The 21,975-nt window shown below is 66.2% G+C and carries 25 protein-coding genes; 10 read left to right on the top strand and 15 right to left on the bottom strand.

Going from position 1 to position 21,975, the window contains the following annotated elements:
• The first annotated feature begins 90 nt into the window (after positions 1 to 90).
• The 6 genes from ACFTWF_RS39350 to ACFTWF_RS39375 all read left to right on the top strand — a co-directional run bounded on the left by ACFTWF_RS39350 (position 91) and on the right by ACFTWF_RS39375 (position 6,911).
• Positions 91 to 1,293, top strand: a complete 1,203-nt coding sequence (locus ACFTWF_RS39350; RefSeq protein ID WP_378466488.1) for a cytochrome P450 — start codon at positions 91 to 93, stop codon at positions 1,291 to 1,293.
• A complete protein-coding gene (locus ACFTWF_RS39355) occupies positions 1,286 to 2,716 on the top strand; it encodes an aldehyde dehydrogenase family protein (RefSeq protein ID WP_378466489.1) in 1,431 nt (476 codons plus the stop codon). The genes ACFTWF_RS39350 and ACFTWF_RS39355 overlap by 8 nt, the downstream gene beginning before the upstream one ends.
• Positions 2,713 to 3,519 (top strand): coniferyl-alcohol dehydrogenase, encoded by an 807-nt coding sequence (locus tag ACFTWF_RS39360; protein ID WP_378466490.1) that lies wholly within the window; start codon positions 2,713 to 2,715, stop codon positions 3,517 to 3,519. The genes ACFTWF_RS39355 and ACFTWF_RS39360 overlap by 4 nt, the downstream gene beginning before the upstream one ends.
• Positions 3,516 to 5,012, top strand: a complete 1,497-nt coding sequence (locus ACFTWF_RS39365; RefSeq protein WP_378466491.1) for a pyruvate, phosphate dikinase — start codon at positions 3,516 to 3,518, stop codon at positions 5,010 to 5,012. Before ACFTWF_RS39360 ends, ACFTWF_RS39365 begins: the two co-directional genes overlap by 4 nt.
• Before the next feature lie 77 nt (positions 5,013 to 5,089).
• On the top strand, positions 5,090 to 5,797 hold the full coding sequence (locus tag ACFTWF_RS39370; protein WP_378466492.1) for a TetR/AcrR family transcriptional regulator: 708 nt from the start codon (positions 5,090 to 5,092) through the stop codon (positions 5,795 to 5,797).
• A 70-nt stretch (positions 5,798 to 5,867) separates the two neighbouring features.
• The gene (locus tag ACFTWF_RS39375) at positions 5,868 to 6,911 is read left to right on the top strand and encodes a 2Fe-2S iron-sulfur cluster-binding protein (RefSeq protein ID WP_378466493.1); all 1,044 of its coding nucleotides are present in this window, start codon (positions 5,868 to 5,870) and stop codon (positions 6,909 to 6,911) included.
• Between the two features lie 269 nt (positions 6,912 to 7,180).
• On the opposite strand, the gene ACFTWF_RS39380 is transcribed toward ACFTWF_RS39375, so the two are convergent.
• Entirely contained in the window at positions 7,181 to 8,065 is an 885-nt protein-coding gene (locus ACFTWF_RS39380; RefSeq protein ID WP_378466494.1) for a LysR family transcriptional regulator, read from the bottom strand.
• 244 nt (positions 8,066 to 8,309) lie between these two features.
• Between ACFTWF_RS39380 and ACFTWF_RS39385 the strand changes: the two genes are divergently transcribed.
• From ACFTWF_RS39385 to ACFTWF_RS39400, 4 genes are read left to right on the top strand one after another with little or no spacing between them, the layout of a single operon-like run.
• A complete protein-coding gene (locus ACFTWF_RS39385) occupies positions 8,310 to 8,876 on the top strand; it encodes a cupin domain-containing protein (RefSeq protein ID WP_378466495.1) in 567 nt (188 codons plus the stop codon).
• A gap of 11 nt (positions 8,877 to 8,887) precedes the next feature.
• On the top strand, positions 8,888 to 9,397 hold the full coding sequence (locus tag ACFTWF_RS39390) for a VOC family protein (protein ID WP_378466496.1): 510 nt from the start codon (positions 8,888 to 8,890) through the stop codon (positions 9,395 to 9,397).
• 11 nt (positions 9,398 to 9,408) lie between these two features.
• Positions 9,409 to 10,176 carry an SDR family NAD(P)-dependent oxidoreductase gene (locus ACFTWF_RS39395; protein WP_378466497.1) on the top strand — a complete coding sequence of 256 codons (768 nt, stop codon included), beginning with the start codon at positions 9,409 to 9,411 and terminating at the stop codon, positions 10,174 to 10,176.
• A 35-nt stretch (positions 10,177 to 10,211) separates the two neighbouring features.
• A complete protein-coding gene (locus tag ACFTWF_RS39400) occupies positions 10,212 to 10,982 on the top strand; it encodes an SDR family NAD(P)-dependent oxidoreductase (protein ID WP_378466498.1) in 771 nt (256 codons plus the stop codon).
• A gap of 40 nt (positions 10,983 to 11,022) precedes the next feature.
• On the opposite strand, the gene ACFTWF_RS39405 is transcribed toward ACFTWF_RS39400, so the two are convergent.
• From ACFTWF_RS39405 to ACFTWF_RS39470, 14 genes are all read right to left on the bottom strand, one after another.
• Entirely contained in the window at positions 11,023 to 11,256 is a 234-nt protein-coding gene (locus ACFTWF_RS39405) for a ferredoxin (RefSeq protein WP_378466499.1), read from the bottom strand.
• A gap of 5 nt (positions 11,257 to 11,261) precedes the next feature.
• A complete protein-coding gene (locus tag ACFTWF_RS39410; RefSeq protein ID WP_378466500.1) occupies positions 11,262 to 12,143 on the bottom strand; it encodes an SDR family NAD(P)-dependent oxidoreductase in 882 nt (293 codons plus the stop codon).
• A 31-nt stretch (positions 12,144 to 12,174) separates the two neighbouring features.
• Positions 12,175 to 12,321: a DUF1059 domain-containing protein gene (locus ACFTWF_RS39415; RefSeq protein WP_378466501.1), complete on the bottom strand. Its 147-nt coding sequence runs from the start codon at positions 12,319 to 12,321 to the stop codon at positions 12,175 to 12,177.
• Positions 12,322 to 12,361: 40 nt separating this feature from the next.
• The gene (locus ACFTWF_RS39420) at positions 12,362 to 13,711 is read right to left on the bottom strand and encodes an MFS transporter (protein ID WP_378466502.1); all 1,350 of its coding nucleotides are present in this window, start codon (positions 13,709 to 13,711) and stop codon (positions 12,362 to 12,364) included.
• Positions 13,712 to 13,953: 242 nt separating this feature from the next.
• Entirely contained in the window at positions 13,954 to 15,144 is a 1,191-nt protein-coding gene (locus tag ACFTWF_RS39425) for an SRPBCC family protein (protein WP_378466503.1), read from the bottom strand.
• Positions 15,145 to 15,190: 46 nt separating this feature from the next.
• Positions 15,191 to 16,606, bottom strand: a complete 1,416-nt coding sequence (locus ACFTWF_RS39430; protein WP_378466504.1) for an aldehyde dehydrogenase family protein — start codon at positions 16,604 to 16,606, stop codon at positions 15,191 to 15,193.
• 202 nt (positions 16,607 to 16,808) lie between these two features.
• Positions 16,809 to 17,480, bottom strand: a complete 672-nt coding sequence (locus ACFTWF_RS39435; protein WP_378466505.1) for a TetR/AcrR family transcriptional regulator — start codon at positions 17,478 to 17,480, stop codon at positions 16,809 to 16,811.
• A 75-nt stretch (positions 17,481 to 17,555) separates the two neighbouring features.
• Positions 17,556 to 18,071, bottom strand: coding sequence for a flavin reductase family protein (locus ACFTWF_RS39440; protein WP_378466506.1), 516 nt, complete (start codon positions 18,069 to 18,071; stop codon positions 17,556 to 17,558).
• An 11-nt stretch (positions 18,072 to 18,082) separates the two neighbouring features.
• On the bottom strand, positions 18,083 to 18,397 hold the full coding sequence (locus ACFTWF_RS39445) for a hypothetical protein (protein ID WP_378466507.1): 315 nt from the start codon (positions 18,395 to 18,397) through the stop codon (positions 18,083 to 18,085).
• Between the two features lie 32 nt (positions 18,398 to 18,429).
• A complete protein-coding gene (locus ACFTWF_RS39450) occupies positions 18,430 to 18,918 on the bottom strand; it encodes a hypothetical protein (RefSeq protein WP_378466508.1) in 489 nt (162 codons plus the stop codon).
• Positions 18,915 to 19,397, bottom strand: a complete 483-nt coding sequence (locus ACFTWF_RS39455) for a lipocalin-like domain-containing protein (RefSeq protein WP_378466509.1) — start codon at positions 19,395 to 19,397, stop codon at positions 18,915 to 18,917. The genes ACFTWF_RS39450 and ACFTWF_RS39455 overlap by 4 nt, the downstream gene beginning before the upstream one ends.
• A gap of 17 nt (positions 19,398 to 19,414) precedes the next feature.
• Positions 19,415 to 20,590: a transporter gene (locus ACFTWF_RS39460; RefSeq protein WP_378466510.1), complete on the bottom strand. Its 1,176-nt coding sequence runs from the start codon at positions 20,588 to 20,590 to the stop codon at positions 19,415 to 19,417.
• Complete coding sequence (locus ACFTWF_RS39465) at positions 20,587 to 21,069, bottom strand: Zn-ribbon domain-containing OB-fold protein (RefSeq protein WP_378466511.1); 483 nt, start codon at positions 21,067 to 21,069, stop codon at positions 20,587 to 20,589. Before ACFTWF_RS39465 ends, ACFTWF_RS39460 begins: the two co-directional genes overlap by 4 nt.
• 71 nt (positions 21,070 to 21,140) lie before the next feature.
• Complete coding sequence (locus ACFTWF_RS39470) at positions 21,141 to 21,953, bottom strand: mycofactocin-coupled SDR family oxidoreductase (RefSeq protein WP_378466512.1); 813 nt, start codon at positions 21,951 to 21,953, stop codon at positions 21,141 to 21,143.
• Positions 21,954 to 21,975 lie beyond the last annotated feature (22 nt).

The raw sequence follows: 21,975 nt of genomic DNA on the forward strand, positions 1-21,975 counted from the left end.
CGTCGTACAAGGGGTGTTTCCAAATCGGTGTATCTATGATTTAGTGAAACCTATGTCACAAACGAACGTGACCGTGACGGGAGACATCCAATGACCACCACCAGTGGTATCGACCTGATGGACCTGCGGGCCTTCGAATCCGGCTACGCCGACGAGGTCTTCGCCAGGCTTCGCGACGAGGACCCTCTGCACTGGAACGCCGAGCCGAACGGACCGGGTTTCTGGTCCGTGACCCGATACGCCGACGTCAAAGCCGTCGCCTCGGACCACGCCACCTTCACTGTCACCGAGGGAACCCAGATCGCGAGCCGCCGCGCCGAAGGCGAAGGTGCCCGCAGCATTCACCACGTCGACCCACCCGAGCACGGGCCGCTGCGCAAGATCGTCACCCCGCACGTGCGCCCGGCCAAGGTGAAGACGCTGACGCCTGACATCGAGGCGGTGATCGACGGGCTGCTCGACCAGTCGGTCGGTGCCGGGCCGATCGATCTGGTCGCGAAGATTTCCGCGCAACTTCCGCTGGTGATGATCGGCCGGCTGCTCGGCGCCCCCCTCGAGGACTGCCCGAACCTGCTGCGGTGGACCAACCAGATGGCCTCGGAGGACCCGGACTACTCCGAGGGCCCCGAGACCGCCGTGCGCGCCCGCGACGAGGTGTTCGCCTATTTCCGCTCCCTCGAGGCCGAGCGGCGCGCCTGCCCGGCCGACGATCTGGTCAGCGTGCTGACCGCCGCGGAACTCGACGGTGTTCCCCTGGCCCGCGGCTACCTCGACGCCTACTACCTGCTCCTGATGGTTGCCGGAAACGAGACCACCCGCAACCTGCTCACCGGCGGAGTTCTCGCCCTGCACGAGAATCCGCAGTGGTGGGACATGCTCCGGGAGAATCCCGGCAAGATCCGCACGGCGATCGAGGAGATGGTGCGCTTCGTCTCGCCGGTGCTGTCGATGCGCCGCACCGCCACCCGGGACGTGGAGATGCATGGCAAGACCATCAAGGCCGGAGACAAGGTGGTCATGTGGTTCTGCTCGGCGAATCGGGACGATCAGGTCTTCGACGAGCCCAACGTTTTTCGCGCCGACCGGTTCCCGAACGAGCACCTCGGCTTCGGATGGGGCGACCATGCCTGCCTCGGCGCCAACCTCGCCCGCCTCGAGGCGAAGCTGTTCTTCACCAAGCTCGTCGAACGAGGCATCGACATCAGCGTGATCGAGGACCCGAAGCGGTTGCAGAGCAACTTCTTCCGTGGCATCAAGACCCTTCCCGTGCGATTGGAGCAGCGCCGTGGCTGACGCTCTCGACCGGGCGGGTTGTCTGATCGACGGACAGTGGTTCGTCCCGGACGGACCGGTGATCGAGGTGATCGACCCTTACACCGAGACCGTGATCGGGGAGGTCGTCGACGCTGGTGCCGAGATCGCCGACGCCGCCGTGCGTTCGGCCGCGGCGGCCCACCCGGCGTGGCGGGACACCGACGTCACCGACCGCGCAGCCCTGCTCGACCGCACCGCGGATCTGCTCACCCGCGACGGCGACACCGTCGCAGGCATCGTGAGCCGGGAGATGGGGATGCCGATCTCCCTCGCCCGCATCACCCAGGCACAGCTTCCCGCCGACGTGCTCCGCGCCACCGCCCGCACCGCCCGCGACTTCCCGTGGTCGCAGGACATCGACGGGGCCACCCTGGTTCGCCGGGGCAGCGGTGTGGTCGCCGCGATCACCCCGTGGAACATGCCGGTTCACCAGATCGTCGCCAAGGTCTCCGCTGCGCTCGCGGCCGGATCGACGGTGGTACTCAAGGCGTCGGAGATGACCCCGTACGACGCGAACGCGCTCGCCGCGCTGTTCCTCGAGGCGGGCTGCCCACCAGGGGTGTTCAACATCGTCACCGGCACCGGTGCGGCCACCGGGGCCGCCCTCGCCGCGCACCCCCGGCTCGCACACGTCTCGTTCACCGGTAGCGTCCCGGCCGGTCGCGCGGTCGCGTCCCTCGCGGCGCAGACGTTGACACGCTGCACTCTCGAACTCGGCGGAAAATCGCCCGCGGTGGTGTTGCCGGACGCGGACCTCGAGTCCGCGCTCACCGGGGTCGTCGCGTCCGGGCTGGTCAACTCCGGCCAGGCCTGCAACGCCACCACCCGGCTTCTACTCCCCGAGACGCTCGCCGGCGACGCCATCGAAATCCTCACAGAGGCAGTGGCGCAACATGTTCTCGGCGACCCCGCCGACCCCGCCACCAAGCAGGGGCCGCTCGTCTCGGCACGCCAGCGTGACCGCGTCCTGGACTACATCGGTGACGCCGTCGCTGCCGGCGGGCACCTGCTCACCGGCACCGGCAAACCCTCGGAGGTGTCCCCGACCGGGTTCTTCGTCGATCCCACCATCGTCACCGGGCTACCCGAGGACGCCCGGGCCATCCGCGAGGAGATCTTCGGCCCCGTCCTCGCGGTGCAGACCTACACCGACGTCGACGACGCCGTGCGGATCGCCAACGACTGCGCGTACGGGCTGTCCGCGGAGGTGTGGTCCGCCGACGTCGGACGTGCCCGCACGGTCGCAGGCCGACTCGACGTCGGCCAGGTCAAGATCAACGGCGTCCGCACCCGCAACCGGCCCACAGTCCCCTTCGGTGGCATCAAGGATTCGGGTTACGGCCGCGAACTCGGCCACCTCGGCATCGAGGAGTTCACCGACGTGACAGCGGTAATGTCATGACCAGTAACGCTTTCGACGGAAATGTCGTCGTCACCGGCGCGGCCTCGGGCATCGGTCTCGCGCTCGCCGACCAGTTGAGCGCGGCCGGGGCCGCGGTCTACGCCCTCGACCGGCGCGACTGCCCGCTCGACTCGGTGCGCACCCTGCTGTGCGACCTGTCCGATCCCGGGTCCATCAGCGACGCCGTCGCCGCCCTCCCCGAGGAGATCACCGGGCTGGCGAACGTCGCCGGAGTCCCGGGCACCGCCGCCGCCGAAACCGTGCTGGCGGTCAACCTGCTCGGGCCGCGCCTGCTCACCGAGCAGCTGCTTCCGCGCATGGCGGCGGGCGCGGCGATCGTCAACGTCGCCTCCGTTGCCGCGCACCGCAACACCGAATCCCCGGAGTCGATCGACGCATTGCTGCAGGTGCTCGACCGGACGGAATTGCGCGCCTGGCTTCGTGACCACCCGGTCAAGGGACCGGCCGCCTACGACACCTCGAAGCGCGCACTGGTCGACTGGACGCAACTGCTGTCGGCGAAACTGACCGCGCGTCGCATCCGCGCGTTGTCCGTCAGCCCGGGGCCGGTGGAGACTCCCATCCTGGCCGATTTCACCGCCAGCATGGGCGCCGACGCGATGGCCCGGTCCTCCGACGCCGTCGGCAGGCACGGCTACCCCCACGAAATCGCCGCAGTCGTCGCCTTCGCGCTCTCCCCCGCCGCATCCTGGCTCAACGGCATCGACATCCCGGTCGAGGGCGGACTCTTCGCCACCCGCGCGGCCGCCAAATCTCCCGTCTTCGAAGGACTTACGCTATGAACTCCCCCAGCACCCCGGCCGAGCACGTGATCACCCTCGACGGCACCCTCCCCCGAACTCGGGAGGTGTTGGGCGGCAAGGCCTACAGCGTCAACAAGATGCGGGCGATGCGCCTGCCGGTCCCCCCGGCGTTCGCGCTGCCCACCGGTGTCTGCGCGATCTACCATGACAACGACCGTTGCCTCCCGGACGAGATCTGGCAGCAGGTCCTCGAGCACCTGCACGGACTCGAGGCCGAAACCGGGCGCCGGTTCGGTGCGGGCCCGTCCCCGCTGCTGGTCTCGGTCCGCTCCGGTGCGGCGCAGTCCATGCCCGGCATGATGGACACCGTCCTCAACCTCGGTCTGACCCCCGAACTGTGCGAGGCGCTCGCCACCGAGACGGATGATCATCAGTGGGCCACCGACACGTGGGAGCGGTTCTGCCACAGCTACGCCGCCATCGTCGTCGGCACCCCCGGCGCCGCACCGCCGAGCGACCCGCTCGAGCAGTTGCGCGCGGCGATCGGCGCCGTCTTCGACTCCTGGACCAACGACCGCGTCAAGGCCTACCGCGCCCGCCACAACCTCGGCGCCGGAGCCGGAACCGCGGTGACCGTGCAGGCCATGGTGTTCGGCAACCGCGACGAGCAGTCCGGGACCGGAGTGATGTTCAGCCGGGACCCGGCCACCGGCGAGAACACCCTCTACGGCGAATGGCTGGCCAAGGCGCAGGGCGAGGACGTCGTCTCCGGGGAGAAGACCCCGAACCCGCTCGTCACCGTCGGTGAGATCCTGCCCGAGGTCTACCCGGAACTCGAGCGCATCGCCGGGGTTCTCGAACGCGAGCATCACGACCTCGTCGACATCGAATTCACCGTCGAAAGCGGACGGTTGTACGTGCTGCAATGCCGGGCCGGCAAGCGGTCGCCGCGCGCCGCGGTCCGGATCGCCGTCGACCTGGTCCGCGAGGGCCTCATCACCGCCGACGACGCGGTGGCCCGGGTCTCGGCCGAACAAGCCACGAGCCTGGCGACCACCCATGCCGTGCACGCCGACCGAACGGTCCTGGCCACCGGACTGGGCGCCGGCCCCGGTGTGGCCGTCGGCCGGGCCGTCAGCGACATCGACGAGGCACTCGACCTCGCGGCGTCCGGAACACCGGTGGTCCTGGTTCGCCCGTCCACCGCCCCGGACGACGTGCCCGCGATGTTCGAATCGGTCGCGGTCGTCACCGAACTCGGCGGCGCCACCTCCCACGCCGCCCTGGTGTGCCGGGAGATCGGGCTGCCGTGCGTGGTCGGCGCCGGAGCCGGCACCGTCGCGAAGCTGGCCGGGCTCACGGTTACCGTCGACGGCGCCACCGGCTCGGTGTACGAGGGCGACGCCCTGCACACCCCGGACGAGGGCGACGTCGACGAGTACCTCACCGAACTGCTCGGCTACCTGCCCGACACCGTTGCGTCCGATCACCCGCTCGCCCTTCTGCGCTCAGCGCACCTGGAACGGGCATAACCCGAGGTCAGCACGATGCGATTACCTATGTTAGTGATATCTTGTTCGCAAACGGGGGCGACGGAGAGGAGGCCGGGATGAGCGCGCAGCGTCAGATACCACCGCGCACGCTCGACGACGTCTACACCCACGTGGGACTCGTCGAACCCGGCGCCGCCACCCCCAAGCGCCCCAACAAGCGCGGGGAACTCACCCGCGAACGCATCGTGCAGGCCGCCATCGAATGCTTCAGCGAATACGGCTACACCCGCACCCGCGTCTCCGACATCACTCACCGGGCCAAGACTGCGCAGGGTAACTTCTACCGGCATTTCACCGACCTCGACGACGTGTTCCTCGCCGCCATGCACACCGGACTGCAGGAACTGTCCGAGGCCACCAGCCGCAAGACGACCACCAGCGGGGAACTAGAGGCGCTGATCGAGGTCAACAGGACCTATCTGCACGCCTACTCTCGGCACCGGCACATCCTCCGGCTGCTGCGTGAAGCCGCCGCCGCCAGCGCCAACGAGGGATTTCAGCAACTGTGGCTGCAATTGCGCGACGACTTCATCGCCCGCACCCGCCGCTGGCTGCAGAAATTGCACGACCGAGGGGAGATCGGGGACACCGACCTCGATCTGCTCGCCGAATCCCTCGGCTGCATGACCGAGCAGATGGCCTACGTGCACGTCGGTCTGCCCGCCTCCACCCCCAAACGTGAACGTATCGACGAACTCGGCCGCGCCCTCGGTGAGGTCTGGTTCAGGGCATTGCCCCCGGCCACGCCGGCCGGCGAGCACTGATCGCTCCGTCACCGACGCGGTGCCATGCGGTACCGCTCCTTCATTTCGAGCTGCAACGAAAGACGCACCCATGACCTCCGTCGCCGCAGATTCCCTCGGGCACACAGTCCGTGTTGCCGAAATCATCGCTGAAACAGCTGACGCCTCCTCCCTCGTCATCGAGGTCCCGGCCGAGCTCGCCGCCCGGTTCGCGTACCGACCCGGGCAATTCCTCACCGTCCGGATCCCCAGCGATCGCACGGGTTCGGTGGCGCGCTGCTACTCCATCGCCAGCTCGCCCAGCACCGATGACCGCATCAAGATGACGATCAAACGCACCGCCGACGGATACGGCTCGAACTGGCTGTGCGACAACATCACCGCAGGCGACGACGTGCACGTGCTGCCGCCGTCGGGCACGTTCACCCCGCACAGCCTCGACGGCGACTTCCGGCTCTTCGCCGCCGGCAGCGGGATCACTCCGGTGATGTCGATCCTCAAGACCGTCCTGGCATCCGCGACCGGCAGGGTGTCGCTGTACTACGCCAACCGGGACCGCGATTCGATCATCTTCGACGCCGAACTCGCCGACCTCTCCGAGAAGTTTTCGGACCGGCTCACCGTCGAGCACCGCCTCGAGAGCGAGACCGGGCTACCCACCCCGGACAGCCTCACCCGGTTCGCGGACACCGGCCAGGACGGCACCGTCTTCGTCTGCGGACCCGCACCATTCATGGCCATGGTCAAGGAGACGCTGACCAGCATCGGTTACGACCGCCACCACATCCACATCGAAGAATTCCGATCCCTCGACGGAGACCCCTTCGCCCCCATCACACAGGTCACCGCCACCGATGGTGCAGGGTCGTCAACTGTAGACGTCACCCTGGACGGAGACACCCACACCCTGTCCTGGCCGGCCGACGCCACCCTGATCGACGTCATGGTCAACGCCGGAATCGATGCCCCGTACTCCTGCCGCGAAGGCGAATGCGGCTCTTGCGCCTGCACTCTCGTGGAAGGAACTGTTGATCCCGGCGTCACGGACGCACTCGATCCCGACGATGTCGCGGACGGCTACATCCTCGGCTGCCAGGCGAAGCCGACCAGCCCGACACTGAGGATCGAGTTCTGATCTCCGGGTGAACGCCCGTCTCGACCGACACTCGTGATCCGGAAGGTGGAACTGATACATGCCGACACTCCTTCTCCACGCCGTGCTCGCGTTGTTCGGACTCCTCCCCGGAGATCGGTGGGTAAACATCGCGCAGAGAATGCTTCGCGAGTTCGCATACGCGCGCATCACCCTTCGCTGGGCACGGATGTGCGCCGATCCGGATGTCTTCGACGGTGCTCCCACCCTCCACCAACCCGCAGGTAACGTCCCATAGGCCCCTCGCGGATTCAGGCGTCGACGATCTCGCTCACGAGTTGTTCGAACGCTGTCACGGCGGGGTTGGTGTTGTCCGCGCGAGCGCAAAGGAGAACGTGCGTGGGTGCGAGGTCTTCGATGACGACGAAGCGAACGCCGGGGTGGGCGTAGAACTGGGGAACCGACTCCGCGGTGGTGGCGATTCCGTAGCCGGCGGCGCATTGTTCGAGCATCTCCTCGACGGTCGAGATCGCCGGGCCGGTGCGAGCGCGTGACCCGTCCGGGCGCGGGTTCACCAACCAGTAGTCGGTCCACTCCGCCGACCCGGTCGCACTCGGCAGGAAGACCTCGTGCGCGATTTCGTGGAAGGCGACTGTCTTCCGATCTGCCAGGGGATGGCTGCGGGGCAGAACGACGACGCGGTGTTCGCTCAACACCTCGAGGTGCCGAAGCTGATCGAGCGGAGTGGGTTCGCGGGTGAAGACGACATCGACCCGGTCTTCGAGCAACGCTCGCGTCTGATCACCCCAGTCGAGGTGTTTGAGTTCGATACCGAGGGTCGGCAGATGCATCGCTGCCGCATTGAGGATTCGCTGGGTGAGCTCGCCTGCGCCGGTTGCCATGAATCCGATACGAATTCGCGGTGTTGCGCGATCCGAGCCTGCTGCCCACGCTGCCAGGGCATCGCTGGCGTCGACGACAGCGCGCGCGTGAGGAACGAGTTCGGCACCCTTGTCGGTGAGTTCGACAGACCGCGAAGTCCGCTTCAGTACCTCGAACCCGAGATCGTGCTCGAGGTGACGGATCTGCTGACTCAGCGCCGGACTGGTGATGAACAACCGTTCCGCGGCCCGCCGAAAATGGAGTTCTTCGGCAACCGTGAGGAAATACCGCAAGACGCGGGGATGAATGTCCATTCGTCCTCCTTCACTGTCTCCGTCGTCTCGGTCCCCCCCATTCTGAGGGATGTCGCGTCAGAAGAACGCACCCGGACAACGCACGGGTGCGGCCACGCTCGATCGATAAGTGTTACTTACCGGCGGGCACACGATACGACCTGGTGTTGGGCCGGTAACGGCGGCACAGTGGTCCCAGTCACAGCGATCGGACAGCCCCGATGTTTGCCGTGACAACACAGATCCCACGTTCAGGAGACCTTCGATGACCACTGTCGACCACACCGCTGCCACCACCGCCCGGAACCCCCTGTTCTGGATGACAAGCCCTGGTAACACCCCCAAGGGCGACCGGCGCGAGTTCCACACGATGGACGAAACCGACTGGACCGACTGGTTGATGCCGGGCACCCGGTACAAACTGCTCTACTGCAACCTCGTCTCCGGGGCGTTCACGCTGTTGTTGCAGGTGGACGCGGGCATCAAGGCAACCTCGCACTGGCACGTCGGAAACCTGCAGGTGTACATCCTCGAGGGCGGCTTCTACTACTACGACGGCACCGTCGTCGTCGACGGCCAGACGATCCCCGATGTTGGCACACCGCATTCGTTCACCGTCGAGACCGCCGGCACGATTCACGAGCCGTTCGCCACGGAGACCGGGTGCGTGATGCTGGCGATGTTCGACGGCCCCATCGGGGGCTACACCGAGGACGGGCAACTCGCCGTGATGGGTGACGCCCGACTCCACTACTACATGGCGAAGGACAACAACGCCGTGCACAACACCCAACTCGTCGACTACTCGTACGGATCGACCGATCTGCAGTGAACAAAAAAACCATGACGACATCGCTGCCGACCGCGCCGGCGTTCAACCACATCGGGATCACCGTCCCCGACCTCGACGCGGCCGTCGACTGGTACAGCACGGTGCTCCAGTTCACCGTCCTCGGCGGGCCCATGCAGGTGGACAAGCAGGACGAGCCGTTCGGTGAAGTCCTCGGCGATATCTTCGGAAGCGACTGGGGCAGTCTGCGTGTCGCCTTCCTCGCAACCGCCGACGGCACCGGGATGGAGCTCTTCGAGTTCCTCGCCCCCGCCACCGTCCGGCCGGACGAGGTCGAGTACTGGCGGACGGGCCCATTCCATGTGTGTCTGACCTGGCCCGACGTCGCGTCCCTGGCACGGCACATCGCGGACAACGGCGGGAAGCAACGCAGCAAGGTGTGGACGTTGTTTCCCGGCCGGGAGGTCGTGTATTGCGAGGATCCGTTCGGCACGATCCTCGAAATCAGCTCCGGGACCTTCGATCAGACCTGGGCCAATCGCACTGCAGGAGAAACCGAGTGAGGGACACCGCCATGAACATCACACACCTCGAGGGCAAGACCGCCCTCGTCACGGGCGGGGGCGGCGGCTTCGGCCGGGCCATCAGCAGGCGACTGGCCGCGGGCGGCGCCCGGATCGCGGTCGTCGACCGCGACCCGGCGAGCGGTGAAGCCACGGCCGCCGAGGTTCGGGAAGCAGGTGGCGTCGCGTCCTTCCATCACGTCGACCTCACGGACGCCGGCGCCGTCCGCGACATGGTGGACGCAGTGGTCAGCGAGCACAATGGCCTCGACATCGCGGTGAACAACGCCGGCATCGGCGGGGACATGGTGCCGCTGGGACAGTATCCTCTCGACACCTGGCAGCAAGTGCTGGATGTCAATCTGAGCAGCGTGTTCTATTGCATGCAAGCGGAACTGAACGCCATGACCGCCGAGAGCGGCGATGGTGGTTCCATCGTCAACATCGCCTCGATCATGAGCACCGTCGCGATGCCCAACATCAGCGCCTACGTGGCGTCGAAGCACGCCGTGCTCGGCCTGACGAAAGCCGCGGCGGTCGAATACGGCCCGCAGGGCATGCGCATCAATGCCGTCGGTCCCAGTTTCGCCCGCGTCGGCTTCACCGCAGACAAGATCAGTGACGACGCCCAGTGGGCATCGATGGCCGCACAACACCCCCTGGGCCGCACCGCGACCCCCGACGACATCGCCACGGCCGTCGCGCATCTCGCGTGCGACAGCTCCTCGTACGTCACCGGACAGCTTCTGCTCGTCGACGGTGGATACACCGCTCAATAGTCCGCTGTGCCAGTCACACAATCGATGAGGACATCATGATCGACACTCGAGAACGCCCCGATCGCGTTGCGATCGTCACCGGCGCCGGCGGCGGCATCGGCGCTGCGACAGTCCGGAGGCTCGTCGCCCGCGGAGTCCGTGTCGCGGCCGTCGACCTGGACGAGACCGCGGTGAAAGCCCTGGCCGTCGAACTCGGCGACACCTGTCTCGCGGTTGCCGCCGACGTCTCCACCCCCGAGGGCACCCGCGCGTATGTGGAGGACACCCTGGCGCATTTCGGCCGTGTCGACTACCTCCACAACAACGCCGGAATCGAAGGTCGCGCCGCAGGGCTCGAGGAATCCGACCCGGACCAGTTCCAGCAGGTCCTGGCCGTCAACGCCGGAAGTGTCTATCTCGGCATGCGGGAGATCTTGCCCCACCTGTACGCGCAGGGGCATGGAGCGATCGTCAACACCGCCAGCCAGGCGGGCATCCGGGGTGTTCCCCGACTGTCGGCCTACGTCGCCAGCAAGCACGCCGTCGTGGGCCTGACCCGGAGCGCGGCACTGGAAGCCGGAAGCAGTGGGGTCCGGGTCAACGCCATCGCGCCGGGTCAGATCGCCACGCGCATGATGGACAGCCTCGAACAGCAGTGGGCGCCCGGGAATCCGACCGCGGTCCACGACCAGCTGACATCCCAGATCCCTCTGGGCAGATACGGCACGCCGGACGAGATCGCACACCTCGCGGTCTGGCTACTATCCGACGACGCCTCCTTCGTCAACGGAGCCGTCTACACCGCCGACGGCGGCACCACCGCGTAGCCATCGCGGCGTTCCGGCCGTTCGGTCGATCAACGCGCGGTCAGGGCAACTCGACCGTCATGGCGCGCTCGGGGCACATCACGGCCGCCTCCTCGGCGGCCGTGATGTGCTGGTCGAGTTCGAGTGGGTCCTGGAGGATCACCGGATATCCGGAATCGTCACAGTCGACGACCTCGGGGGAATGGCCGTAACACACACCGTGCCCGGCGCAGACCGACCGATCCACGACGAGGCGGCGCGGACCGTTCTGCGGTGCATTGTCGCGGCCAATCACGACCGTCACTCCTCGCCGGTGACCATGGGCGGAGGATTGTTGCCGTCTTCCGGGAACATCATCGCCACGCGCGACAGCGTGCCACCGTCGGTGGTCGGCAACGTCACGCCCGAGATGTACGCCGAATCATCGGACACCAGGAACAATGCCGCACGCGCGTTGTCCGACAAGGACGGCGGTCGATTGAGCTTGAGCGGGATCGGCGACACCTCGGGAACCCAGGGGCCGGCCACCTGCTCATAAGACTGACCCACCACCGGTGCACCCGCAGGTGCCAGGAAGTTCGGTGACATGCCGTGCGTCGGCGCGATGGCGTTGACTCGGATCCCGTACTTCCCCAGATCCAGACTCAAACCCCGAACCATTCCGTTCACACCGGCTTTCGTCGCCGAGTACGCCGCGATGCTGTGGTAGGCCACGAACGACGCCGCCGACGACGTCGCCAGAATGACACCCCCACCGTTGGCACGCAGTGCCGGCACCGCGGCCTTCGCGGTGTAGAACACACCCGACAGGTTCACACCGACCACGTCCTGCCAGTCCGCATCCGTCAGATCCTGGAACTCGACCTGCTCGCCACCTGCAACCGATGGCACTCCACCGCGCGAGACGATTCCCGCATTGGCCCAGGCGATATCGAGCTTGCCGAACGCCGCCAGCGTCGCCGCCACGGCGTCGATCACCTGCTGCTCGATCCGCACATCGGCGGTGATCGCGACAGCTGAACCGCCGTTCTTCTCCACCAGAGCGACCGTGCCCTTCGCCCGCTCCGGATCGATGTCGACCACCGCGACCTTCGCGCCCTCCGACGCGAACAACTGGGACGCCTCGCGCCCCAGCCCGGATCCGGCACCGGTGATCAGCGCGACCTTACCTTCGAGTTTCATGAATACTCCTCTGTTCGAACATGTGTCAGGTCTAGTACGCGATGAAGAGGATCTCGTCTCGCGAGTACTCCATTCCCGGATGCGATTCGGTCAGGTGCAACTGCGTCCTCGCAACCAGGTCGTCCTCATCGGTGCCGGTGATCGCGGTTCCGCACGGGCACGTCAGTCTAGTTTTCATCGTCACTTCGGTTGACCTTTCTGTGTCACCTAGCCCGCCCTCAGGCAAGTTCCGCGGCCTTCTCGACGACAGTGGGCGTCGCTGCCGCGACGCGATTCGCTCGGGGAACCAACGAGACCAGCACTGCGGCAGCTACTCCGGCAAACGCGAAGGCGTAGAAGGCCCAGTTCGATCCCAGCGCCGAACTCATGATCAGGCCGGCGAGAATGGGACCGCACACACCGCCCAACCGCCCGAGGCCGACCGCCAGCCCGAGCGCCGTGCCACGCGCCGTGGCCGGGAAGTGGACCCCGACGAATCCGTAGACACCCGTCGTGGCGGAGGAGCAGAATCCGATCAGCAGAACCAATCCGAATACGATCGCCTGTGCCGGCTGCAGGGTCAGGGCAGACACCGCGAGTGCACCACCGATGAAGCTCACCGAGATCACCGGGCGCGAACCCACCCGATCCGCCAGGCCGGTGATCACCACCATGCCGACCGCGCTGCCGAGGTTGAACGCGAGCAGGAACGTCAGCGCGGACCCGAGGTCGTAGCCGGAAGCCCTCAGCATCTGCGGAATCCAGGTATTCATACCGTAGGAGACGAGGAGTCCGAAGAAGGTGATGAGCGGGAACATGATCGTCGCGATCCGGTAACCCGGCGTGAACAGGAGCTTCAGCCCCGACTTCGTTTCACTGCCAGTGTCTCTCGACTGCTCGAGCGCCATTCCCGATTCGGCGCCGGCGTCGATGGAGTAGCGCTGCGCCAGCGCGCGGGCCTCATCGTGCCGCCCCTTGCTCGTCAGGAAGGTGATCGATTCGGGCAGCTTCCGGTATGCCGTCACGAACAGGACGACGCCCAGGAGGCCACCCGCCGCGAACATCGATTTCCATCCGAAGGCGGGGATCACGAAGATGCCGGCAACGGCGACCAGACACCCGCCGATCGGGAAGCCGGTCTGAATGACACCGTTGTAGAACTGTCGTCGATCGACCTTGACGTATTCCTGCGTGAGCGCAATGAGGGTGGGGAGTGCTCCACCGAAACCGAGTCCGGCCAGCAACCGGAAGAGTCCGAAAGCCTCGACGTTCGGCGCGAGGGCGCACAGCCCGGTGAACAGGCTGAAGCTCACGATGCAGGCGAGTACGACGGGGCGTCGACCGATGCGATCGGTGATGTAGCCGGCGAGCATGGCGCCGACCATCATTCCGACGAGCGACAGACTTCCGATCAAACCGGCTGTTGCGGTGGTAATTCCCCACTGCTTGGTTTCCAGCAATGTCGGCAGGACGGCGCCGAACATGATGAGGTCGACGCCGTCGAGGATCGTGATGGCCAAGCAGGTGAGGACCACGGATCTGGCACCCGAGGCGGTACCTTCTTTCACCGGACCGGAGTTGTGCGACATGCTATTCCTTCGGGTTTGTGAATGTTTTGGGTTCGATGACGGCAGGGCGGGCGTGGCGGATGTGGACGCGATATGGCGTGCGTCACATGAGCGTTAATCTAATGGTTGTTGGTTCTTGTGACAAGCCGGGGCGGACTATTGCTTCTATCGAACCTTCTGGTGCGCTGCGCAATTACGGGCGACGTCGACCAGGACGTCGATGGGCGGCCGACAGAGTCGACCGCCCATCATGGCTTCGGAGCTCAGCCCCACCTACGGGGATCCTCGAACGCGCGTGCCATCCACTGATGAAAATGCTGGTTGGCGATCTCGTTGCGTCCGAAATGCAGCGGCCCGATGTCGGTATTCGTCACGGCCCGCTGCAGGCCTTCGTTGACGACGAGGTCCTCGTCTCGAAGCACGGCCATGAGGATGCTCCAGTTCTTGTCCCACCGCGCCTTCTCCTCCTCCGTCACCGCGGGTTCCCGGGTGAGGAGGCGCATCTGCATCCGAGTTCCGACGGCCGTGCCCTGAGCAGGCACGAAATTGAGGACCTCCAGATGATCCGGTTGACGCAGGACCGTCATGTTCGGCATCAGGAAGTGCGCAACCGTGATGTGCCGGTCGATCGACACGGCCTCGGGCGCCTCACCACGAACCGAGTCGATGCTCTTGCGTGCCGTCACCATCCGCCCGTGCCTGCCCATCGGCTCCCAGAACTGGGCATTGTTGTAGAAGTACGGGGCCACGGTTCCGGCGTGGGTCGAGGTGATGTGGTAGCCGTCGAGGAAGGCGTCCATCAAGACCTTCCAGTTTATGTCCACATCGAAGTTCTGGGCGATGTGACAGGTGTACTGGTCCATCTCCATGGCGGCGAGGGACTCGTCGAACTCCAGGCCGAGCCACTCCGCGAGGTCGATCTTGCGGTCACCCGCCGCGGAGTCGACGGCCCAGATGAAGCCGTGCCGCTCCTCCACCGGAATCTCCAGCAGGCTCATGCAGCTGCGCTCGACCGATCCGAACGTGGGTTCGTCCGCGATCGAGCGCAGGCCGCCGTCGCTTCCGTATGCCCAGCCGTGATAACGGCACGAGAAGATCCGCTTCGTGCCCTTCTCGTCGGGAACGAGACGCGCGCCTCGGTGCCGGCAGGTATTCACGAAGCCACGCACTCCGCCGTCGGCCTGCCGAACGAGGACGACTTCGTTGTTGGGCAGTTGGACCGTCAGGAAATCGTTCTTGCCGGGAATTTCGGTACTGTGTGCCGCGATGATCGGAACATATCCGAACAGTTCGGCGCGCTCCCGAGCCGCGAGTTCCGGATCGGTGTAGACGCGAGGATCGACCTCGAGGATCTCCGGCGCCATATCGGTGGTGCCCTCTGCGAGGTGATCGAACATGGCCCGGGCGAACCCGGTCTTCGTCGCCTCGTCGTACGGCAGATCGGCATAAACCATCGTGCTCACTCCTTCGCGGTGCCCGTCAGAGCCCGCACGTACGTCGCTACAGCTGCAGACTCTTGACTTCGGTGAATTCCTCGAGGCCGAACGCGCCGCCCTCACGCCCGTGGCCGGACTGTTTGAACCCGCCGAACGGCGCGGCACCGTTGAACTTTCCGCCGTTGACCTCGATCTGCGTGGCACGCAGCTTCCGCCCGACCGACGTCGCACGCGCCGGGTCGGAAGACCACACGGCACCGGCGATACCGAAGATCGTGCCGTTCGCGATCGCGATCGCGTGGTCGAGCGTGTCGTACGGGATGATCGACAGCACCGGACCGAAGATCTCCTCCTGAGCGATCGTGGCGTCCGGGTCCACCTCGGAGAACACGGTCGGCTCGACGAAGAACCCGGTGCGGACCGGTGCGTCGACGGAGCCGGCGACGAGTTTCGCGCCCTCCTTGACGCCGGTGCGGATGTAGCCGAGCACCCGCTCACGCTGAGCCGCCGTGACCATGGGGCCCAGCTTCGTGTCGCCGTCGGTCGGGTCGCCCGGGGCGTAGGCGGCGACCGCCGCTGCGGCGAACTTCTCGGAGTCGGCGAGGCGCGAGCGTGGTACGAGCATCCGGGTCTGCGCATTGCAGGACTGTCCGCCGTTCATGAAGCAGGCGCGCACGGTGTGCTGCACCGCCTTCGCGAAGTCGTCGCCGCTCAGGTCGTCGAGCAGCACCGCCGCGCTCTTGCCGCCCAGTTCGACCGACACCCGCTTCACGGTTCCCGCGGCCAATTCGAGGACTCGCTTTCCGACCGAGTTCGATCCGGTGAAGCTGACCATGTCGATGTCCGGATGCACGGCGATGGCCTCGCCGACGATCGGTCCGTATCCGTGGACGAGGTTGAACACGCCGGGTGGGATGCCGACGGCGTCGACGGCTTCGGCCAGGGCACGAGCGGTGAACGGGGCGACCTCGCTGGCCTTGACGACCACCGTGCACCCGGTCACGAGTGCGGCGCCGATCTTGGCGGTGATCTGGTGCAACGGGTAGTTCCAGGGCGTGATGCACCCGATCACACCGACCGGCTCCCGCACGATCAGTGAGTTTCGGAGTGTTTCTTCGAACGGGAAGTCCGCGGCAGCGGTGACGGCCTCCCGCAGGTCGACGATGCCCAGTCCGACCTGCGCCCAGCGCGCGACCCTGCGCGGGGTGCCGACCTCGGCGACCACGAGGTCCGTGATCTCGTCCTGCCGGCGCTCCAATTCGTCGGCCAGGCGGGACACGAACTCGGCCCGTGCGCTCGGCTCGGTCTGTGACCACGGCTCCAACGCCCGTCTCGCAGCGGCCACCGCGAGATCGACATCCTCTGCCGATCCGGCGGGCACGTCCCCGATCCGCTCCTCGGTGGTCGGATCGACCACGTCGATACGCTCGGCACTCGCGGAGGCAGACCAGGTGCCGTCCACATACAAATCACATTTCACGATGGCTCACTCCGCATCATCGGGTGGATCGAATTGATCGGGCAGCTCGGGAGGAATGCCCTGGCGGGTCTCATACCCCGCACTGAAGTCCTGGTTCGCACCCGGACATACCGCCTTTACCTTAAGGTTATAGATAAGAGCAGTCAAGAGAGATGCACATAGAGACTTCGAAAGTAACTCACCTGCAATTGTTTTCGGAGAATCACGTCCGAGACCGCACCGGCATGCGGCTCGTCTGCGGAAGAGCTTCACTCGACGGGGCTCCGCTCACCACGCCGGCGAGGAAACCGCGGATCGTGACGACGAAGAGTTCACGCGACGACCACCGGTTCGTTGCCAGCGCGCGGGTGAGCGTGGGGTGCCTGCGTGCGTCGACGTTCGGGAAGATCTCCGTGCTTCCGGCCGGCTGACGCATCAGTTCGGTGAGGGTGGTCGCGAGCGAAAGCTTCTCCAACCCATCCAATATCACCACATGCAGAGATGCCGGCACACCCGCGTCATCGAGGATGCGGGCGCACTTCTCGTATGTGCTCGTGAGGATGTCTCGCGGGAGGAACTGCACCAACACGAGCGCTGCGTTGGGATGGCGGAGAATGGCGTCGCGGTAGTTGAGGCTGAGGTCGACGAACCACTCCACCCAGTCCTTGCCCGGTGGGTGGCCGGGGACGACCGCTTCCAACATGATCTCCTTCGCCACCTCGGTCATGAGTTCGCGGCGATCGGCGAAATGGTGATACAGCGACGACGTGCTCACGTTCAGATGCTTGGCGACGCGCGGCAGACTGAACGCATCCATTCCTTCGGTGTCGATGATCTCGATGCTTGCCGCGACCGTCGAATCCCGACTGATCAGCGGCTTTGCCGGTCGTCCCATCACTCCCACTTTCGGTCGAAAATCGCCTCGCTACGGCCGTCCCACGGCGTTGCGCCGGGATTGCCTCCACGATGATCAGAGGCTCGGATCCACGATCCCTCGGTATCGGCTCCGATGGAAGAGCAAAGGTTCTGTGGCCGGGTCTGCGCCGAAGCCGAGCATCGCGGCGACGGCAATCAGGTGATCGCCACCGTCGTGCTCCACATCGAGGGCCACCTCGAACCAGGCCGCCGCACCGTCCAGGATCGGCGCTCCACGCTCGGCAGGGTGCCACTGCACTCCGTCGAACTTCGGTCCACCCGAGATCGCGAATCGGTCGCTGAGGCCCTGTTGCCCCGCCGAGAGCACGTTGATAACGAACGTCTCGGCGGTGCGGATCGTGGGCCAACTCGTCGAGCGTTTGCTCGGGCACAGCAAGACCTGGGGCGGATCCAGCGACAGCGCCGAGAACGACTGGCAGGTGAAGCCCGCCGGTTCGCCGCCGACCATCGCCGTCACCACCGTTACGCCGGAACAGAAGTGCCCCAGTACGTCACGGAGCTCCCGCGGATTCACAGCCGAGAACTCGCTGCTGTCCAATTGTGTCGACACGTCTCGTCCTCTCATACGTTCGGTGCGATGTGAATCCTGATCTCGCCTGCGGGGCTGAGCCATCCGCGGCGCTCGGCGAAGTCCATCATGGCCTCGAATCCCGCCGACCACGACGGGTCGGACACGCGGTCCCCCGCGAGGGCACGGATCGTGTCCGGGTCGACGAACACCTGGTAGGCGCCGGACGGTCGGCCGAGCGCTGAAAGGTGTTCCGGCGCGACGCCGTGCCGCGGGTCGGCCGATTCGATGTGGAGGGAGCCGAACTCGCCGGCGTCTTCGAGCCGGATCTGTGGCTCACCGGGGATCCTGTCGACGACGATTCGCATGGTTTCTCCGTTTCTCCGTGGTTGGGCGGGAGCTAACCGGCGTGTGGCCGGACCGTTGCGTCCGGCGCGAGGCCGCGGGCTTCGAGGATCGGCAGCACGTCGCCGAGCAGCAGCTGCACACAGGAATCGCGTGCACTCCCCTCCGCGACAGCCGGAACGACGGTGACACCATCGGCGACGTCGGCCGCGCGGATGTCGAGAATCAAGCTTGCGAGTCCGCTGGGTGTTCCGACGTACACCACCGTGTCGCCTCGCTGTCCCCCGACCGCTTCGCGGCGCGCAGTGCGTGCGTCCGCGGCGATGTGGACGACGACGTCGAGCAGTACGTCGACCCGGCCACCGGTTCCGCGTTCTTCGAACCCGGCCCGAATGGATGAGCGTTTCTTCTGCGCCTCACGAAGGTCCGGAGCGGTTATCCGCACGGACTCGACGGGACCCGGCCGCCGAACCAGGGTGATGCTGTCGACCGACGCGTTCGGTGTCGACAGGTCGACGGCAACGGTGAAGTTCCCGCCGCTCATGCCGTCGTCCGCTTCGGACGCAGCGTGATGCGCCGCCAGACCAGCGCGGGCAACAGCGTGGTCGTGCGGAACACGAGCGGATCCGACGAGAGGGTCATCCGGTCACCGTCGAAGCGCACATGCCGCTTCTGGTTGTCGCCGATCCAGTTCGGATACAACGACACCGACATTTCGTGCCACACGGCGCAGTTCGTCTCGTCGACGTGGTACGGACCCGAATACGCGAGGTAACCGCCGGCCGCCTCGCTGCGTTCGCTCGCCTCGCCGCTGTGCACATTGGCCGACCGGTAGCGGGTCCGGTCGCGACGCATGATCTGCGCGGACATGAACCCGTCGGCCGAGTAGATGATCAGTCCGCGAGCGTCCGGCCCCAGCGGATGACCGACGGTGCCCGTGTCGGACGTCGTCGAGTACTCGACGAGTTCCCAGGACCCGACGATTCGGTCCGCGATGACCGGTTCGTTTTCTGTCACCGCCATGTCGTGCTCCCTTTCATTCACAGCACGTCGCGCGTGCACAGCAGGACCGAACTCGAGAGTGCAGCCATCGGCCCGCCGATGAAGAGCGACACCGTCGCGTCGGGAACCTGGTTGGTGGAAGTTCCCCGCACCTGACGAACCGCTTCGACGGCCAACCCCATGCCGTTGACGAACGAATCCGCCAGGTTGCCACCGCTGGTATTCACCGGAAGCAGCCCGTGTGGTGCGGTGAGATTCTCGACGGTCATGACCTTGCCGGCCTCGGCGCCGCGTGGGCACAGCGAGTGATCGATCAGTGCGGCCACCCCCGAACCGCTGAAGTTCTCGTAGACCTGGACGACATCGACCTGGTCGGGCCCGAGGCCGGCATCCGTCCAGAGGGTCTCCGCGACGCCGGCGGCGCCGCAGAATCCGGCCGAGGTGTAGTCGAGATCGTTCTCCGTGTCGACGGCATAGCCACCCACCGCGCCCTGACTACCGGCCAGCACGTACGCCGGATGCTGCCCGAGCGCCTCGGCGCGATCCGCAGAGACCAGGATCAACGCGACCGCGCCGTCGTTCTCCCGTGAGCAGTCGTAGAGCCGATACGGCTCGACGATCTTCCGGGACGCGTCGTACCCGGTTTCGTCGAGCGGGCGCCCGAATGCCGCGGCAGACGGATTCTGCTGGGCATGGAAGTAATCGGCCAGAACCAGAGACCTCATCGCGGATTCCGGAACACCGTCGTGCTCGAGCATCCGCCGGGTGCGCAGCGCGCAGGCCTCGGCAGGCGATCCGACACCGTGCGGGAGCATGTGCCCGTCGAAATGATGCTTGGCATATCCGAGCCGCCCGGAATCCTGTTGCGCCATAGCGCGATAGACGACGACGCACTGCGCCTGTCCGGCCGCGATGGCAATCGCCGCGTTCGTGATCGCCGCGGCTGCACCACCGCCGCCGCCTCCCCAGATCATGTTGGACCATCGAATCCGGTGCGACATGAGCGATGCCCCCACGACGGTCCCATCGTTCTCGCCGCCGCCGTACGACACGAAGCCGTCGATCTCGCGCGGTGACACGCCGGCGTCGGCAGCCGCCTCGACGATCGCCCGCAACGTCATCCGGAGCTCGCTGTCGGGCGATTCTCCTCGCTTGTAGTGGAACTCGCTGATGCCCACCACGGCGGCCGCCCCACGGAGAAATGTATCGGTCATCGGTGTTCTCCCCGCTCGGTCTCGGGCCGCGTGCCCGCGCGTTGCCAGCGGAGCAGCGGCCACGGCGCATCGTCGGGCTGCTGAATGACCCCCCTGACTGCATCACCGATGGTGATGTCGGTGTTTCCGTCTTCTGCGAGCAGCCCGAGGACCCGGCGTCCCCCGGCATGCGGCAGTTCGACGAGAACCGTGATGAACGGCAGTTCGCCGGTCAGCTCCGGGATGAAGGAGTGCCAGGTCCGGGTCCACGAGAAGACTCGTCCGACCGGTTCCACGGCGACCCATTCCGGGTCGAACACCTGGCACTGCCCACACATCCAGCGTGGCCGCCAGATCCACAGGCCGCACTCGCCGCACCTCTGCAGACGGAGCTCACCGGCCCGCAGACCCTCCCAGTACGGCAGGTCCAGGCCGTCCGCGTACGGGCCAGCCGGCGTCGTCGCCGGGAACTCGCGGGCCACCTCGGCACTCGGGGTCATCACATCTCCACTCTCGTGAATCGGCATTTCGCGTCCGGCCCGCGGACGGGTGTCGCGGCGGACCCGAACGGTCAGTGCTTGGTCAGGTAACCCGCGTCGATCGGCACATCGATCCCGGTCACGTACTTGGCGGCGTCGGACACGAGCCACAGGACGGCGTCGGAGATGTCCTGCGGTTCGAGCATCATCACGTCCAGCAGGTTCGTGCGGTCGTTGTCCTTCCACTTCCGCACCACGTGCGGCAGCACCTGCGAGAGGCCGGCTGCCATGGGCGAATTGACCCCCGTCGGGTTGACCGTGTTGACCCGAATGTTGTGTTGGCCGAGTTCGAATGCGAGTGTGTCCTTCAGGCCCTGAAGTCCATGCTTCGCCGCTCCGTAGTGCCCCCACGACGGGGCAGCGCGCAGCCCGTCGACGGACGAGGTGATCACGATCGATCCGCCCCGGCCTCCGTCGATCATCACGGGAACAACAGCCTTGCAGGCCTTCCACGCGCCGGTGAGATTGACGTCGAGCATCGTCTGCCACGCGTCGTCCTCGATCTCGAGCGTCGACTCGCAGTGATCGTGGATACCGGCGTTCGCCAGCAGGATGTCGATCCGCCCGAATTGTGACACCGCCAGGTCGGCGACGGCCTTCATGTCCGCGCTGCTCCGGACGTCCGCCTGAATGCCGGCGATCTCGCCGCCGGCCTCCTTGACCAGCTGGATCGTCTCCTCGAGATCGTCCGGTGTCGCAAGTGCGTACTGCACCTCCTTGATCGGCGCAGCGACGTCGCAGACCACGATCTTGGCACCGGCGGCGGCGAGAGTGAGCGCGTGGGAACGGCCCTGCCCCCGTGCTCCGCCGGTGATGACTGCTACTTTTCCGTCGAGTGACGTCATCGATTCTCCTATTGTTCGAAAG

Origin of the sequence: Rhodococcus sp. NPDC056960 (genome assembly GCF_042674125.1) — a bacterium.
GTDB lineage: Bacteria > Actinomycetota > Actinomycetes > Mycobacteriales > Mycobacteriaceae > Rhodococcus_F.